This is a genomic window from Streptomyces sp. JLYT201, assembly GCF_059448825.1.
This window is the reverse complement of record NZ_CM182551.1, coordinates 4773463-4788460: the sequence shown is the minus strand read 5'-3', so window position 1 is coordinate 4788460 and position 14998 is coordinate 4773463. Positions and strand designations below refer to the sequence as shown.

At 75.1% G+C, this 14998-nt stretch carries 13 protein-coding genes; 4 read left to right on the top strand and 9 right to left on the bottom strand.

Features of this window, described 5'->3' with window-relative positions:
- Positions 1 to 440: 440 nt before the first annotated feature.
- The 5 genes from AC5WAM_RS19665 to AC5WAM_RS19645 all read right to left on the bottom strand — a co-directional run bounded on the left by AC5WAM_RS19665 (position 441) and on the right by AC5WAM_RS19645 (position 5982).
- On the bottom strand, positions 441 to 1913 hold the full coding sequence (locus tag AC5WAM_RS19665; RefSeq protein WP_366795515.1) for an aminotransferase class I/II-fold pyridoxal phosphate-dependent enzyme: 1473 nt from the start codon (positions 1911 to 1913) through the stop codon (positions 441 to 443).
- A 283-nt stretch (positions 1914 to 2196) separates the two neighbouring features.
- The gene (locus AC5WAM_RS19660; protein ID WP_495523335.1) at positions 2197 to 3402 is read right to left on the bottom strand and encodes an ABC transporter permease; all 1206 of its coding nucleotides are present in this window, start codon (positions 3400 to 3402) and stop codon (positions 2197 to 2199) included.
- Positions 3399 to 4244, bottom strand: coding sequence for an ABC transporter ATP-binding protein (locus AC5WAM_RS19655; protein WP_495523334.1), 846 nt, complete (start codon positions 4242 to 4244; stop codon positions 3399 to 3401). The genes AC5WAM_RS19660 and AC5WAM_RS19655 overlap by 4 nt, the downstream gene beginning before the upstream one ends.
- Positions 4241 to 5314, bottom strand: a complete 1074-nt coding sequence (locus AC5WAM_RS19650) for a peptidoglycan-binding protein (protein ID WP_495523333.1) — start codon at positions 5312 to 5314, stop codon at positions 4241 to 4243. The genes AC5WAM_RS19655 and AC5WAM_RS19650 overlap by 4 nt, the downstream gene beginning before the upstream one ends.
- Positions 5311 to 5982, bottom strand: a complete 672-nt coding sequence (locus tag AC5WAM_RS19645) for a hypothetical protein (protein WP_495523332.1) — start codon at positions 5980 to 5982, stop codon at positions 5311 to 5313. The genes AC5WAM_RS19650 and AC5WAM_RS19645 overlap by 4 nt, the downstream gene beginning before the upstream one ends.
- A gap of 134 nt (positions 5983 to 6116) precedes the next feature.
- On the opposite strand from AC5WAM_RS19645, the gene AC5WAM_RS19640 reads away from it, so the two are divergent.
- The 3 genes from AC5WAM_RS19640 to AC5WAM_RS19630 are packed head-to-tail and all read left to right on the top strand — an operon-like array spanning position 6117 to position 8835.
- Positions 6117 to 6806, top strand: coding sequence for a response regulator (locus AC5WAM_RS19640; protein ID WP_495523331.1), 690 nt, complete (start codon positions 6117 to 6119; stop codon positions 6804 to 6806).
- Positions 6803 to 8320, top strand: coding sequence for an ATP-binding protein (locus AC5WAM_RS19635; RefSeq protein ID WP_495523330.1), 1518 nt, complete (start codon positions 6803 to 6805; stop codon positions 8318 to 8320). Before AC5WAM_RS19640 ends, AC5WAM_RS19635 begins: the two co-directional genes overlap by 4 nt.
- The gene (locus AC5WAM_RS19630) at positions 8317 to 8835 is read left to right on the top strand and encodes a GerMN domain-containing protein (protein ID WP_495523329.1); all 519 of its coding nucleotides are present in this window, start codon (positions 8317 to 8319) and stop codon (positions 8833 to 8835) included. Before AC5WAM_RS19635 ends, AC5WAM_RS19630 begins: the two co-directional genes overlap by 4 nt.
- Here the strand turns inward: AC5WAM_RS19630 and AC5WAM_RS19625 are convergent.
- Together AC5WAM_RS19625 and AC5WAM_RS19620 are read right to left on the bottom strand one after the other, a co-directional pair.
- Positions 8832 to 10439: an outer membrane protein assembly factor BamB family protein gene (locus tag AC5WAM_RS19625; RefSeq protein ID WP_495523328.1), complete on the bottom strand. Its 1608-nt coding sequence runs from the start codon at positions 10437 to 10439 to the stop codon at positions 8832 to 8834. The genes AC5WAM_RS19630 and AC5WAM_RS19625 overlap by 4 nt on opposite strands.
- A 58-nt stretch (positions 10440 to 10497) precedes the next feature.
- On the bottom strand, positions 10498 to 12069 hold the full coding sequence (locus AC5WAM_RS19620; protein ID WP_495523327.1) for an outer membrane protein assembly factor BamB family protein: 1572 nt from the start codon (positions 12067 to 12069) through the stop codon (positions 10498 to 10500).
- 195 nt (positions 12070 to 12264) lie between these two features.
- Between AC5WAM_RS19620 and AC5WAM_RS19615 the strand changes: the two genes are divergently transcribed.
- A complete protein-coding gene (locus AC5WAM_RS19615) occupies positions 12265 to 12861 on the top strand; it encodes a TetR/AcrR family transcriptional regulator (RefSeq protein WP_366795507.1) in 597 nt (198 codons plus the stop codon).
- Positions 12862 to 12983: 122 nt separating this feature from the next.
- Here AC5WAM_RS19615 and AC5WAM_RS19610 read toward each other — a convergent pair whose 3' ends face one another.
- Positions 12984 to 13769 carry an HpcH/HpaI aldolase family protein gene (locus AC5WAM_RS19610; RefSeq protein WP_495523326.1) on the bottom strand — a complete coding sequence of 262 codons (786 nt, stop codon included), beginning with the start codon at positions 13767 to 13769 and terminating at the stop codon, positions 12984 to 12986.
- Positions 13770 to 13893: 124 nt separating this feature from the next.
- Positions 13894 to 14979 carry a YncE family protein gene (locus AC5WAM_RS19605; RefSeq protein ID WP_495523325.1) on the bottom strand — a complete coding sequence of 362 codons (1086 nt, stop codon included), beginning with the start codon at positions 14977 to 14979 and terminating at the stop codon, positions 13894 to 13896.
- Between the last annotated feature and the right edge of the window lie 19 nt (positions 14980 to 14998).

Genomic DNA, 14998 nt, shown 5'->3' with positions numbered 1-14998 from the left:
TCCACCCTGCGCCCAGGGTGCCGGATCCGACCCCGCCTCAGCTCCACCTTGCGTCCGGGGCGCGGGGCCCGACTCCACCCCGGCCTCACCCTGCGCCCGTGGCACGGGGCCCGACCCCGCCCCGGCCCCGTCCCGAGCCCGCCGCGGCAGCGGTCCCTCAGGCCCCGGCGGCAGCGAGACCTCGGCCTCTGGTGGCAGCGGGACCTCTGACTCCGGCGGCAGCGAGCCCTCCGCCCCCGGCGGGAGCGCGCCCGCTATCCGGGGCTGCGGGCGTCTTCGCCCGCGGGGGCGTCTCGGGGGCCGCCGCGGCATCGGTTGTCCGTCCTCTTGTTCACCGCGTCGCGCCGCGAGGCACTTCGCTCCGGTTCGCATGTCGGACATGTGTCCGACACACGGCAAGGCTAGAGGAGAACGTCACGCTTCGTGCGGCCCGGCGGCGCTCATTCCTTGAGGACGCGGAGCGTACGGAGGGTGTGGTCGGCGGTGTCGGGGATGTACATGCCCGCCGCGTGGCCGCTCCGCAGGTACTCCAGGACCGGTTCGGTGAGGCGTTCGCCGGGGAGGGCGGCGGGGATGCCCGGGGGGTAGGGCGTGGCCATCTCGGCGGCCACGCGGCCCGCGGCCCGGTCGAGGGGCACCGACTCCACGGCGCCGAAGTACGCGTCGCGCGGCAGGCACACCTGCTCCATGCGCAGCTCGGCGGGGGAGGGCACGTCGACGCGTGGCGCGTCGGCCAGTTCGGCGCGGTGCGCGGCCAGGTCGCGCAGGGCGTCGAGGAGGGGGTCGACCGTCTCGCGGGAGTCGGCGTGGGTGAGCTGTGCGCCGATCCGGCGGTGGTCGCCGATGTGCACGGTGAGCGCGTGGTGTTCGCGCAGCCAGTCGGCGGCGCGGTAGCCCGTCGTACCGAGTCCGGAGATGTCGATCACCGTGGGCAGCGGGTCGAGGTCGGCGGCGCGCCCGGGGCCCGTGAGGTCGGCGCGGCCGTTCACGTGCAGGCCCGGGATCAGCTCGATCTCCGCGTGGACCTCGGCGGCGAGCCGCAGCGCGTCGGACATCAGCTCGTGGCCGCGCAGCACCATCTGGCGGCGCCAGGCGTCGAGGCCCGCGTAGATGAGGACGGAGGGGCTGGTGGTGCCGAGCAGGTCGGCACGCGAGGCCAGCTCGGCGGGGTCGACGCGGTCGCCCTGGAGGTGGAAGACGGACCCCTGCTCCAGGCCGCTGCCCATCTTGTGGATGCTGGTCACGCAGATGTCGGCGCCCGCGTCCATCGCCCACGACGGCAGGTCCCCGTGGAAGGGCAGGTGCGCGCCCCACGCCTCGTCGACGACGAGGGGCAGGCCGCGCCCGTGGCACAGCTCGGCGAGCCCCCGCAGATCGGCACAGCTGCCGTACGGCGTCGGGCTGGTGACGAGCGCGCCGCGCGCGTCGGGGTGCCGGTCGAGGGCCGCCGCGTACGAGGCCACGGACGGGGGGTGCGCCAGGGAGCGCTCCGCGTCCCACTGGGGCTCCACCCACACCGGGTCGATGCCGCACAGGATCAGCCCGGCGACCACGGACTTGTGTGCGTCCCTGCCGATCAGGAGCCGGTCGCCGGGGTGGGCCACGGTCAGCATGGCCGCCTTGACGGACAGGGAACTCCCGCAGGTGGTGAAGTACGTGTGCTCGGCGTGCACGGCGTCGGCCATGAGGCGCTCGGCCCGGCGCAGCACGTGTCCGCTCGCGCGCCGGTCGTCGAGGCCGCCGACGGCGAGCACGTCGGACCGGAACACGGCGTCCCCCAGGACCCGCCGCGCCTGGGGATCGGCGCCGCGGGCCTGCTTGTGTCCGGGCGGGGTGAAGGCGAGCCGGCCCCGGTCGTGGTAGGCGTCGAGGGCTTCCAGGACCGGGGCCGATGTGTGGTCGATGGGCTCCATACGGGATGGGTACCGCGATCGCGGCGGATGTCACGCGGCGTTCGGGGCAGCTGCCGGACACGGCCGCGCGCCCCCCTGCGCGGTGGAGGCCGCGCCGCCCCCGAGGCGGGCGTCATGCGGTGTTCGGGGCAGCTGACGGGTGCGGCCGTGCCCCCGCCACGGCGGAGGTCACGCGGCGTTCCGGGCACCCGACGGATGCAGCCGCGCCCCCCCGCGCGCGGTGGAGGCCGCGCGGCGTTCAGGACAGTCGTCGGACGAAGCCGCGCCCCCGCCATGGCGGGCATCACGCGGCGTTCAGGGCCACCGTCGGAGGCAGCCGCGCCGCCCGTGCGGCCGGGTACAGGCCCGCGAGCACGCCGATGACGAGGGTCGCGGCCAGGCCGCCCGCGAGGGACCAGGGCGGCACGACCGGGGTCCAGCCCTGGGCGAGGGCGAAGCCGTGGGTGACGAGGGCGCCGAGGCCCGCGCCCGCGACGCCGCCGATGGCCGACAGGAGCAGGGACTCGGTCAGGAACTGGATCCTGACGGCGCCCCGGGTGGCGCCGATGGCGCGCCGCAGGCCGATCTCCGTACGGCGTTCGAGCACCGAGATCACCATGGTGTTGGCGACGCCGACCCCGCCGACGAGGAGCGCCACCGCACCGAGCCCCAGCATCAGCGCGGTCAGGCCCTCGTCGGTCGCGGTCTTCGCGGCGAGCGCGTCGGAGGGGCGCGAGACCGTCACGGAGCCCTTGTCGCCGGGGTTGACCGTGCGGGCGAGGACCGCGCGGACGTCCTCGACGGAGGCGTCCGTGGAGCGCTCGAAGACCGTCGTGGGATGGCCGTCGAAGCCGAAGTACCGCTCGGCGGCCGGGAATCCGACCAGGGCGACCCGGTCGAGCGTCGGCACCAGCTCCACCGGGGCGAGGATGCCGACGACCACGACGTACCGGTCGCCCATCATGATCTTCTCGCCGGGCGCGGTGATGCCGAGCCGCTCGGCGGCGATCCGGCCGAGCACGGTCAGGGGCAGCCGGTCGCGCCCCCGGTCGAGCCAGGCGCCCTTCGCCACCCGGGTGTTGAGGGCGGAGAGCAGGTCGGCGCGGGCCGCCTGCGCGGTCACCGGTGCCGACCGCTCCTCCGGTACGGCGGCGCTGCGGCGGATGCGCGCGTCGACGTTCGCCGTCGCGGTGGCCTGCCGCACCGGGCCGATGCGCTCGACCATGGCGACGGCGCTCTTCGGCAGCTTCACCTGCTGTCCGCTCGCGTCCTTGCCCGCCTCGGCGGTCAGCAGATTGGTGCCGAGCCGGTCGAGGCGCTGCATCAGATCGGCGCGGCTGGACGTGGACAGGCCCACGACGGCCACCATCGTGGCGATCCCGATGGCGATGCCGAGCGAGGAGAGCACCACGCGGGCGCGCCGGGCCCGCAGGCCGACGGAGCCGACGCGCAGCACGTCGGCAAGGGAGAGCCGCGCGGGCCTGAGCCGGTCCCTGCCGGGCGCGCTCATCCGACGGCCTCCCCGTCGCGGGAGGCGATCTCCCCGTCCCGGGAGGCGGTCCCCCCGTCGCGGGAGGCGATGCCCCCGCCCCGGAAGGCGATGCCCCCGCCCCGGAAGGCGCTCTCCCCGTCCTGGAACACGACCTCCCCGTCGCGGAAGCGCACGCGGCGCGGCAGCGAGTCGGCGATGTCGTGGTCGTGGGTGATGACGCACACGGTCGTGCCCGCCGCGTTCAGCTCGCGCAGCAGCTCCATCACCACCTGCCCGGACGCGGAGTCGAGGGCACCGGTCGGCTCGTCGGCCAGCAGCAGCCGGGGCGCGCCGACGAGCGCGCGGGCGATCGCGACGCGCTGCTTCTCGCCGCCGGACAGCTCGCCGGGCCGGTGGCCGAGGCGGTGGCCGAGCCGTACCCGTTCCAGGGCGTCGGCGGCGGCCGCGCGCCGCCGCCGCGCGGGGACGCCCGCGTACAGCAGGCCGTCGGCGACGTTGTCGAGGGCGCTGCGCCCGGGGGCGAGGTGGAAGTGCTGGAAGACGAACCCGATGTGCCGGGCCCGGAGCGCCGCCACCTGCGCGTCGGACAGCGCCCCGACGTCGTGCCCGGCCACGCGCACGCTGCCGGAGGTGGGCCGGTCCAGCGTGCCGATGAGGTTCAGGGCGGTGGACTTCCCCGAGCCGGAGGGCCCGACGATGGCGAGCAACTCCCCGTCGCGGACGGTGAGGTCGACCTCGCGCAGGGCGGTGACGCCACCGGGGTAGACCTTGGTGGCCCGCCGCAGCTCGACCACGGCGACGCCCGGGGGTCCGACGGTGTCCTGCCGTGCCGCGGCTGTCCGGGGCGCGGGACCGTTCACTGGGTCGCCACCCCCACCCGTACGCCCTCGCGCAGCCCCTCGCCGCGCACCTCGATCCGGCCGTCCGCCGTCATGCCGGTCCCGACGCGGATCATGCGGGGCGGGCCGGAGGCGGGCACGAGCTGGAGGCCGTAGCCGCCGCTCTCGCCGCGCAGGGCGACCAGCGCCTCGACCGGTACGGCCAGGACGCCGCGCCTGCTCTCGCTGACGAAGGTGACGCTGGCGGTGGACCGCGCCGCCTCGCCGTGGAGCGCGGCCGCGCCGCCGTCCAGGGCGATCTCCACGGTGATGCCGTTGTCGCCCGGCCCGGAGTCCTCGGTGCGCTCGGGGCGCACGGTGCCCGTCACCTTCCCCCGCACCTTCTTGCCGCCCGCCAGCCGGATCTCCGCCCTGGTGCCGCGCGCGGCGAGCGAGCCGTCGCCCTGGTCGAGCCCGGCCCGCACCACGGGCGTCGGCGAGGCGGCGGTGAGCACGGCCGCGTCGGGGCCGACCTGGTCGCCGAGGGCGGCGTCCGCCGCGACGACCTTGACAGGACCGCCCTGGAACACCACCTCGCCCTTGCCGACGCGGCCGGTCGGCACCCGGTTGAGGGACTTCTGCCACCGCTTGACGGCGACCGCGGTCGCGGCGTCGTACCGTACGTCGACGTAGAGGCTGGCCCCGTACCCCAAGTCGCGCAGATTGCGCTCCAGTTGGAGCACGTCCGTGCCCCGGTCGCCCTTCTTCATCTCGCGGAACATCGGCACCGGCCCGTACAGCAGGGTCACCGGCTTGTCGTCCAGCTCGTACAGGGCCCGGCCCTGCCGGACCGTCGTGCCCTCGCGCGCGGCCACGGTCACCGTGCCCTGCACCGCCGACTTCACGGGCCTGCGCCCGGCGAAGTCCACCGTGCCGTCCACCGTCTTGCTGAGCACCAGGTCGGTGCGGACGACCTCGGCGGTCGCGGGCGGCGCCCCGCCCTCGTCCCCGGCCCCGTCCCGCTGTCCGCCGCCGACCGCGAAGGCGCCCGCCGTCACGACCCCGGCGGCGGCCGCGCCGGCCGCCGCCAGCCAGCCCGTACGGTGTCTCACTGCATGCCGTCCAGGCCGTCGAGCAGCTTGGCCGCGCAGGCCTCCCGCGCCTCCTTGTAGGCGGGGGACTCCGTGTCGAGCTTCGGTGACGTGGGGTCGGGCTCGCCGCCGGGCTGCGCGTTGCCGTCGGTCATCGTCGGGTTGCGGAACTGCGAGACGCCCTTGTCCCGCATGCACTTGGCGTGCGCGAGCATCGACTCGAAGTCCTGCTGCTGGTCGCGCTTGGGCTCCAGGTTCATCGCCGCGCGGAGCTCGTCGCCGCAGACGCCGTCCTTGCCGCCCTTGTACTCCTCGCCGCTGCCGTCCGGGTCGACGATCTTGTCGATCTCGGGCCAGTCGAGGTAGCCGCTCAGCTTGGGGTCGGGGTAGTCCTTCAGCCCCGCTTTGGTGCGCATGCAGCGGACGTACTTCATCTGCGCGTCGAAGAAGGCGCTCTTGCCCGCCCTGTCCCCGCCGGAGGTGTCCGCCGAGCCCTTCGCCTTGTCGTCGCCGCTCCCCTTGCCGGGGGAATCGGGCACGGAGGCGACCTGGTCCTGTTTGCCGCCGTCGCCGCCGTCGGAGCCCGAGCCGCAGCCGACGGAGAGCGCGAGCACGGGGGCCGCGACGAGCGCGGCGAGCCGGAGCCGGGGCGCGCCGGAGACCGGCGCCCTGCGTGAGGTGGTGGTCATGCGCCTCACCGTCCGGCGGCCACATGATGGTCCCTCCATGGCCACATGATGAGCACGTAACAATGTGCGGGCGGCGCCCGTCCGACCCCTCTGACCAGCTTGGAAGAGCCGGGCCCTCGCCCATAATCGAGCGCATGCCGCATGTGCTGCTGATCGAGGACGACGCCCCCGTGCGCGACGGGATGGAGCTGGTGCTGCGCCGCCACGGCTACGAGGTGTCCGCCGCCGCCACCGGGGAGGCCGCCCTCGCGCTGCTCGACGGGCCCGGGGGCGAGGCCGTCGACATCGCCGTGCTCGACCTGATGCTCCCCGGCCTCGACGGCTTCGAGGTGTGCCGCCGCGTGCGGGCCCGCACGTCCCGTCCGACGCTGCCCGTGATCATGCTGACCGCGCGCGGCGACGACACGGACGTCGTCCGGGGCCTGGAGGCGGGCGCCGACGACTACGTGGTCAAGCCCGTCACCGCACCCGTCCTGGAGGCCCGCATCCGCGCGGCCCTGCGCCGCGCCACCCCGGTCGCGGCCCGGGACACCTACGCGGGCCTCGTCGTGGACCGCGCGGGCCTGACCGTCACCAAGGGCGGCACCCCCCTCGCGCTCCCGCCCACCGAACTCCGCCTCCTCCTTGAGCTCTCCGCGTCGCCCGGCCAGGTCTTCAGCCGCGAACAGCTGCTGCGCAGCGTGTGGGACCACGACTTCCTCGGGGACTCCCGCATCGTGGACGCCGCCGTCGGCCGGCTGCGCGCGAAGATCGAGGACGTGGCGTCCCGGCCGCGCTACGTCCAGACGGTCCGCGGCTTCGGCTACCGGTTCGGCCCGCTGTGAAACGTCCCGGTCGCCGCACCGGGCGTCCCGGCCGCCGCACCGGAAGGCTCCGGGCCCCGCGGGCCCCGCGCGGTCTGCGCACCCGGCTCGTCGTCACCTTCGTCCTCGTCGCCCTCATCGGCACCGCCACGGCCACCGCCCTCGCCTACCGCGAGGCCCGCACGGCCGTCCTCAGCCGCACCCAGGAAGCCGCGCAGCAGGACCTCCGCACCCGCGTCGACGCGCTCGCGCCCGACGTCGACGTGCCGCCCGACCAGCGCTCGCTGAGCGTGTTCGCGCGCTCGGTGTCCTCCGGGCTCCCCGGCTCGCCCCTGGTCGTGGCCCGGTACGAGAACCTCAAGGCGGCCTCCGACGGGCCGCCGGACGACCCCCGCATCACCCCCGGCCTCAGGGCCGACGTCCGCGTCTCGGGCCGGATGAGCTTCCAGCGCGTCACCCACGAGGGCGAGCCGTATCTGACGGTCGGTACGCCCGTCACCTACGAGGGCGGGCGCGCCTCCCGCCTGGAGGTCTTCGCCGTGACGCCGCTGCGCGCCGAAGAGCGGGACGTCGCCGCCCTGTTGACCTCCGTGCGCGACGGACTGCTGCCCGTCCTCGTCCTCACCGCCGTGCTCGCGCTGCTCGCCGCCCGTACGGTGCTCCGCCCGGTGCGGGACCTGGGCCGGGCCACGCGGCGCCTCGCCGACGGCGACCTCGGCACCCGCGTCGAACCCCGGGGCCGGGACGAACTCGCCGACCTCGCGCGGGACTTCAACACCACCGCCGACGCGCTCCAGACCACGGTCGCCGAGCTGCGCGACCAGGAGGCCAGGGCCCGGGAGCAGGAGGCGAAGGCGCGCCGGTTCGTCGCCGACGTGTCGCACGAGCTGCGCACCCCGCTGGCCGCCATGACGATGGTGGCGACCGTGCTCGACGAGGACGCCGACCGGCTCCCGCCCGACGCCGCGCACGCGGCCCGCACCGTCAGCGCCGAGACGGCGAAGCTGACCCGCCTGGTCGACGACCTGATGGAGATGTCCCGCTTCGACGCCGGGGTGGCCCGGCTGCGTCCGACGGAGGCGGACCTGGCCGCCACCGTCCGCTCGTCCCTCGCCCTGCGCGCCTGGACCGGCCGGGTGACCGCCGAACTCCCGGACTCCGCGCCCGCCCTGATCGACGTACGGAGGATCGACGTGGTCGTCGCGAACCTCGTCGGGAACGCGCTGCGGCACGGCGCCCCGCCGGTGACCGTCCGCCTCACCACCGGGGCGGGCCTCGCCACGCTCACCGTGACCGACCACGGCCCCGGGCTCGCCCCGGACGCCCTCGCCCACGTCTTCGACCGCTTCTACAAGGCCGACGCGGCCCGCACCCGCTCCGAGGGCAGCGGCCTGGGCACGGCCATCGCCCTGGAGAACGCGCGCCTGCACGGCGGCACCATCGAGGCCGCGAACGGCCCCGGCGGCCGGGGCGCGGTCTTCACCCTGCGCCTGCCGCTGCGCCCGGCGGCGGGCCCCGGGGACGGGCCCCGGTGACCCCCGCACGCGCGGCCGCGCCCGTCCTGGCCCTCGCGCTCGCCGCCGCCCTCACGGCCTGCGGGGTGCGCCCCACCGGCGTGGTGACCGGCGCGGACCCGGCCACCGGCCTCACCCGGGGGCTGCGGCTGTACTTCGTGGACGGCACCGGGCTGCGGGGTGTGTCCCGCCCCGACGCGGAAATCCGGGACCTCGCCGGTGCCGTCAAGCTGCTCGGCGCGGGCCCGAACCGCACCGAGCGGGAGAGCGGTCTGACCAACCTCGTGGAGATCGGCGAGATCGACGTGACGGGCAGGGGCGACCGGGTCACCTACCGCTCGCCCGGCTCCTTCTTCGACGCTGACAGCGACCGCCTGCCCAACGGCCAGCTCGTCTGCACCCTGGCCCGCGCCCAGTCGTACCTGTCGTCGAAGGACGAGGACCGCCGCATCCGCCCCGACGACGTCCAGGTCACCCTCGACAACGGCGAGCGCCGCTTCGGCCCGTACCGCTGCTCGCAGTTCCTGGACGGCTAGCCGCCCTGCCCCCGCTGTCCCTTCTGGTCCTTGCGGGCGAAGACGTACATCATGAACTGCGGGGTCTTCGAGCTGGACCTGGACACCAGGTCGGTGCTGATGTACAGGCGGCCGTGGGTGAAGAGCAGCTCCGAGCCGACCGGGACGAGGCCGCTCGGCCTCTTGGTGGAGGTGAGGAGCTTCCTCTCGCGCAGGGTCCGGCCGTCGAGGGTCACCACCTGGACGCCCAGCTGGTCGCGGTAGGCGAGCACGTTCCCGCCGTCCATGCGGAAGGGGAACAGGGGGCCCTTGCTGTCGGTGTTGCCGCGCTGCCCGGTCGTCTTCCCGGTGGCGAGGGAGAAGACGACGATGTCGTTCGTGGACGAGATGCCGTCCTTGGCGTTGCGGCGCGCGGTCGGGGCGTACAGCCGGTCGTTGCCGACGACGAGGCCCTGGCAGTCGTTGACGACGCTGGTGTCGCCGCAGTCGTGCATGTACCTCCGCTCCGGCAGCGAGATCTTCGAGCGCAGCCTGCCGCGGCCGTCCAGGGCGAAGACGTCGCTCGCCCCCTGCCCGGTGATCTCGCCCGAGTCGACGCCGACGACCACGGGGGCGGTGGAGATGACGTTGAGGTTCTTCACGCCGCCCGGCAGCTTGTACCGCCAGCGCGGCTTGCCGGACCTGGGGTCGAGGTCCTGCACCTCGTACTTCTGCGAGCCGTAGTCGCCGCAGGAGCGGAGCGCGACGAGCCGGGCGCCGCCGCCGTAGCCCACGTCCCGGCAGGTGTCACTGGCGCTGGGCTTCCAGCGCGGCTCGCCGGTGCGCAGGTCGAAGGCGGCCCCGCCGTAGAGCCCGCCGACGGCGACCGTCCGGCCGCTGATCGCGACCTGGTTGAACGCGGTCTTCTCCGTCTGGTAGCCGGTCCTGACGGTCTTCGTCCAGAGCTTGTCGCCGGTGGCGACCTTGAAGGCCATGACCTGGGTGCAGGGCGTGCGGTAGCCCTTCTTGTCGTGCGTGGTGGGCGCGACGACCACCACGGCGATCCCGCCCGCGCCGACCTCCGGCGAACCGCCGCAGGACTGGCCGGGCTTGGGCAGCGTCCAGCGCGTCTCGCCCGTGGCCGCGTCGAGCCCCGTGATCTTCGCTACGGACGACTTCACGTACACCTCGTCCGTGAGCCAGGACCCCTTCACGGGCCAGGTGCTCTCCTTGCCGGGCAGCTTCGGCACCGGCGCCCCGCCGTGGAAGGTCGCCTTCGGGTCGGCGGGCACGACCTCCTTGGGCCGCGCGTACGCGGGCCCCGGCTCCTTGCCGCCGCCCTTGCCCCCGCCGCCGTCCGAACCGTCACCGCGCGCGGCGACGTACCAAGCCCCGCCCCCGGCCATGAGGGCGAGCGCGACCACCGAGGCGATCACGACGGCCCTGCGGCGGCGGGCCCTCGGCGAGGGCGGCGGTGCGGGCGGCCCGTAGCCCCCGGGCGGCGGCTCCACCGGCGGGCCGAACCCGGCCTGCGGCGGCCCGAACCCGGCCTGCGGCGGGCCGAAGCCCTCGGGCGGCGCCGGAAGCCGCGGCGGCGGCCCGAACTGCCCCTGGGGCTCGGGCGGTCCGGGCGGGGGCTGCGTCATCGTCTCTCCAAGGTCTGTGCTCTGCGAGGGGCTTCTCCGGCGGGGCCGTCAGCGGATGTCACCGGCCGAACGACACAAGCCGCCCCTGCTCCTTCTCGCCGCTGAGGCTCTTGGGGTCGAGCCGCGACGGCGCCACGAAGATCCGCCCGCCGCTGAACAGGGTCTCCCCGGCGAACATCGCGGCCTCCCACTTCTGGGCGGGCGTGGAGTGCCGCAGCAGCTCACGCGGCGCCCCGCCCGCGGCCGGGAACCGCACGGTGCGGCCGGTCTTGCCGGACTGCGCGCGCACGTACACGACGATCCCGGAGACCTGGCCGCTCCCGGCCTGCCGCACGGGCCTGAGCTGCCGCCCGGGCACGGCGGCGTCCCACCGCCGCTTACCCGTCGCCAGGTCGAAGGCGACGACCTTGTTGGGCCCGAGGGTGCCGTCCTTGGGCTCGGTGGGCAGGACGAGCGCGTCGCCGCCGACGGCGCCGCCGGGGCAGTTCTGCACGCCTTCCCCCGCGTCCCCCGCCCCGTCGCACAACTCGAACGCGTACGGCCCCCGGTCCATCGGGATCCAGGCGCGCTGGCGCCCTCGGCCGTCGACGGAGACGACGCTCCACTTGTCGTAGTCGCCCCGCTTCCGGACGGCGAGGACGAGGGGGTCGACGGAGTACACCTTGTCGACGCTCCAGCCGTTCCTGGTCCGGTAGCGCCACCGGACGTGGCCCGTCTCGGGGTCGACGTTCTTCACCACGCCGTGGGCCTTGGGCGCCCCGGCCGCGCAGTTCTCGACGTACAGGAGCCGCGCGCCGCCCGCGACGTCGTTCAGGTAGCAGGTGCCCACGCGGTCCCGCTTGGAGGAGAAGAGCCGCTTGCCGTCGCTGACGCGGTACGTGTGGGCGCGATCGCCCTGGCCGACGGTGACGGTGGCGTCGGTCATGGCGAGGCGGACGCTGATCGTGCTGTCCGAGAGGTCGTGCTCCTTGAGCTCGCGGTGCCAGCCCTTCTCGCCGGTCCGCAGGTCGATCTGCTGGAGCTGGTTGCACTTGCCGGAGCCGGAGGTGGTGCCGTCGCCGTACGCGACGACGACGTGTCCGCCCGCGCTGTCGACGGGGGTGTCGCACACCCGGTCGGGCAGCCGCAGCGTCCAGGCCTTCTTCCCGTCCCGCGCGCGGTACCCGGTAACCGTGTCGTAGAGGGCCTGCACGACGAGGGCGTCGGACCCGCCGGGCGCGCCGCCGTCCACGGTCCACAGGTCGCCGAGCATGGCGCCCTTGCCGGGCAGCTTGACGCCGTTCAGGTCGAGCCAGCCCCTGGACTCGCCGGGCTTCGCCCCGGCGTTGACGTCGATCCGCCGCACCGGCGTGCCGGGGCCGCCGGGCGCGTCCGTCCGCTCCCCCGAGCCGGACGGCTCGCCCGACGGTCCCCGGTCCCGGGTGAGGGGGGCGCGGAAACCGCCCGACCCCTTGCCCCCGTCCTCCTTCAGGAGCGCGTACGCCCCCGTGCCCGCGCCCACGGCCGCGAGCACGGCGCCCGCGACGATCCAGGCTGTCGCACCCCCGCGCCGCCGCGGGGCGGGGACGGGGTCGACGTACGGATTGCCCGGAACGGGCTCGTGCGGGCGCTGGGGCGGAGGACCTGCCATGGCAAGAGTGTGGCCCAGCAAGCGAGTTGGTGGAGATAGTTTCTAGAAAATTCCTCTAGAAGACCCGGGTGGCGAAGCGTTCCGGCCGACCTCCGCGCGGCCGGTTCTGCTCTACGCTGGAACGCATGGCGGCGGACGAGGTGACAGCAGCCGGACGCATCCGTTCCGGAGCCACGCGGAAGGCCGGGCGGCGCCGTGTCCCCTAAGCAGCAGCGGGGCGAGGCCACCGTCGACCTGCTCCTGGACACCGCGCTGCGGGTGTACGCGCACGCGGGCGCGCAGGGCTTCACGGTCAACGCGGTCACGGCGGGCAGCGGCGTGAGCTTCGGCAGCCTGTACCACCACTTCGGCAGCTTCGACGGCCTGGCCGCCGCGCTCTATCTGCGCTGCGTGGACCAGCTCTGCGACCCGGTGGCGGCCGCCGTCACCCGCTGCCGCACGGTCCGCACCGGCATCCGCGCCCTGGTGCGGACCTATCTGGACTTCACTCGCGACCACCGGGACGTGGCCCTCTTCCTGCACGGCTCCGCGTACTCCAGCTATCTGGCGGCCCACGCGCAGGAGGTGATGGCGGCGAAGGAGGCCAAGTTCGCGCCCATCGCCGCCTGGCTGCGCCCGCGCATCGTCGCGGGCGAGGTGGCGGCCCTGCCGCCCGCCCTGATCGAAGTCCTGGTCATGGGCCCCGTCGCGGAGACGGCCCACCGCTGGCTCTCCAGCACCTACGAGGTGGACCTGGACGAGGCGGCCCGGGTCCTGCCCGACCGCATCTGGCGGTCGCTGCGGCCCGACTAGGCGCTTTGCTGGAATTGCCGCGATGGGGCCGTCGATCGCCTGCGGACCGTCGTGGCTGGTCGCGCAGTTCCCCGCGCCCCTTCGGGGCGCTGCCGGTCTGCGGCCCACTTCCACGAGACCGCTTAGGCCCGACCGGCCGTGCGGGAGCGGGCCAGCAGCTCCGCGGCGCCCTGCACGAGCAGGCCCACGTCACTGCCGACGGCGACGAAGGAGCAGCCCTCCCGCCGCGCGGCGGCGGCGAGTTCGGGCGTCGGCGCGAAGGTGCCGCACGGCTTCCCCGCCCCGCGGCACGCGGCGACGACCCCGGTGAAGGCGCCCCACACCTCCGGGTGGTCCGGCGCGCCGAGGTGCCCGAGCGCGGCCGACAGGTCGTAGAGCCCCACGAACAGCGCGTCCACGCCGTCCACCGCCGCGATGTCCGCCGCGGCGGCCACCGCCCCCGGCGTCTCGATCTGCGGGATCAGACACATGGCGGCGTCGGCGGCGCCCAGATAGCCGGGCGTGCGGTTCCAGCGCGAGGCGCGCGTCACCGCGCTGGCGACGCCCCGGGTGCCGTGCGGCGGATAGCGCGTTGCGCGGACCAACTCACGTGCCTGCGCGGCCGATTCGACCATGGGCACCAGGAACGACCGCACGCCGATGTCGATCAGCGGCCGCAGCCCGTCCGCCCGCCCGCTCGGGGGCCGTACGACGGCGTCGGTCCGGTCGCCGATCGCGCGGAGCTGGTCCAGGGTGCTGCGCACGTCGTTGGGCCCGTGCTCGCCGTCGACGAGCAGCCAGTCGAACCCGGCGTCCGCGCAGACCTCGGCCGCGGACGCCTCCCCGAGGCTCAGCCAGAGCCCGGTGAGGCAACCGCCCCCGGACAGGCGCGCCTTGAACGCGTTGAGAGGGGCGGGGGCGGTGGTCATGGCGTCCTCCGGAGGAGCGGCGGCGGTTTCCGGGCAGTGTGGCCCCCGGCCGCCCGGGGCGGGCCCCGGACGGCCGAAGTCGGCGTGAACCTGATCGCCGGGCCGGGCGCCGGGGCCCGGCGCCTCAGGCCGGGCGCGGCACGTAGGCCAGGCCGTGGGCGCCGGCCTCGCCGCGCCGGGCGACGTCGATGCGCGCCAGGCGCCGCAGCGTCTCCAGGTCCACGACGTCGACGGTGGAGGAGACGACGCCGGAAACGTAGCCGAGCCTGCCGTCGGGCGACGAGGTGATCGTCAGCGGGAAGTGCCCCACCTCGGCCTCGCCGAGGGCCTCGTGGGTGGCCGCGGAGTACACCCGGAGGCGTCCGGGCGCGTGGCCTCCCAGGCTGCTCGCCGACGTGGGCGTCATCCGCAGCTCGCCCGCGAGGAGCTTGCCCGTCGACGTCAGGTGCACGGGGAAGACGACGTTCTCCGTGGGCAGGAAGCCCGTGACGGACGCCGTCCGGGCGTCGACGACGCGGATGCCGGGGGCGGGCGGGGCCCCCGCCGTCCCGTCGGCGGCCCGCGGCGGCGCGAAGGACCCGTACGGGGAGGCGACGAAGGCGTGCGTGCCGTCGGCGGAGACGGCCAGGCCCTCGCTGCCCGGCACCTCGACCTTCGCGGTGAGCACGCCCCGTTCGAGGTCGACGACCGACACGAACGGCGCCTCCTTGTTGGTGGCGTACCCGACGGTCCCCGCCGGGTCGATGGCGAACCAGTGCGGGCCCGGCGCGTCCGTGTCGATGCGGCCCAGCGGCTTGCGGCTCTCGACGTCGATCACCACGACCCCGCCGGACCGGTCGGCGGACCCTTCCACGCTGACGTAGAGACGCCCGCGCGCGAGGTCCAACGCGAGTCCGTGCGGCCCGTGTTCGGGCGCGATGTCGACGACCTCGACGACGCGGCGCGCGTCCGGGTCGATGACGGTCAGCTCCGTACGCCGCCCGGTGTTGTCGTGGTAGTAGCCGGAGGCGTACGTCGTCGCGCACCACAGCAGTCGCCGCACCGGGTCGAAGCACACCTCGTGCGGCTCGGCGCGGACCTCCACCGAGCCGACGCACCGGTCGGTGACGGCGTCGAAGAACGAGACGGCCGGGCCGCTCTGGCTGACCACGGCGAGCACGTCGCCTTCGCGGCCGACGCGGGCTGTCTTGTCCTGGTCGGACTGGTGCATGAGGTCTCCTGAGAAAGGC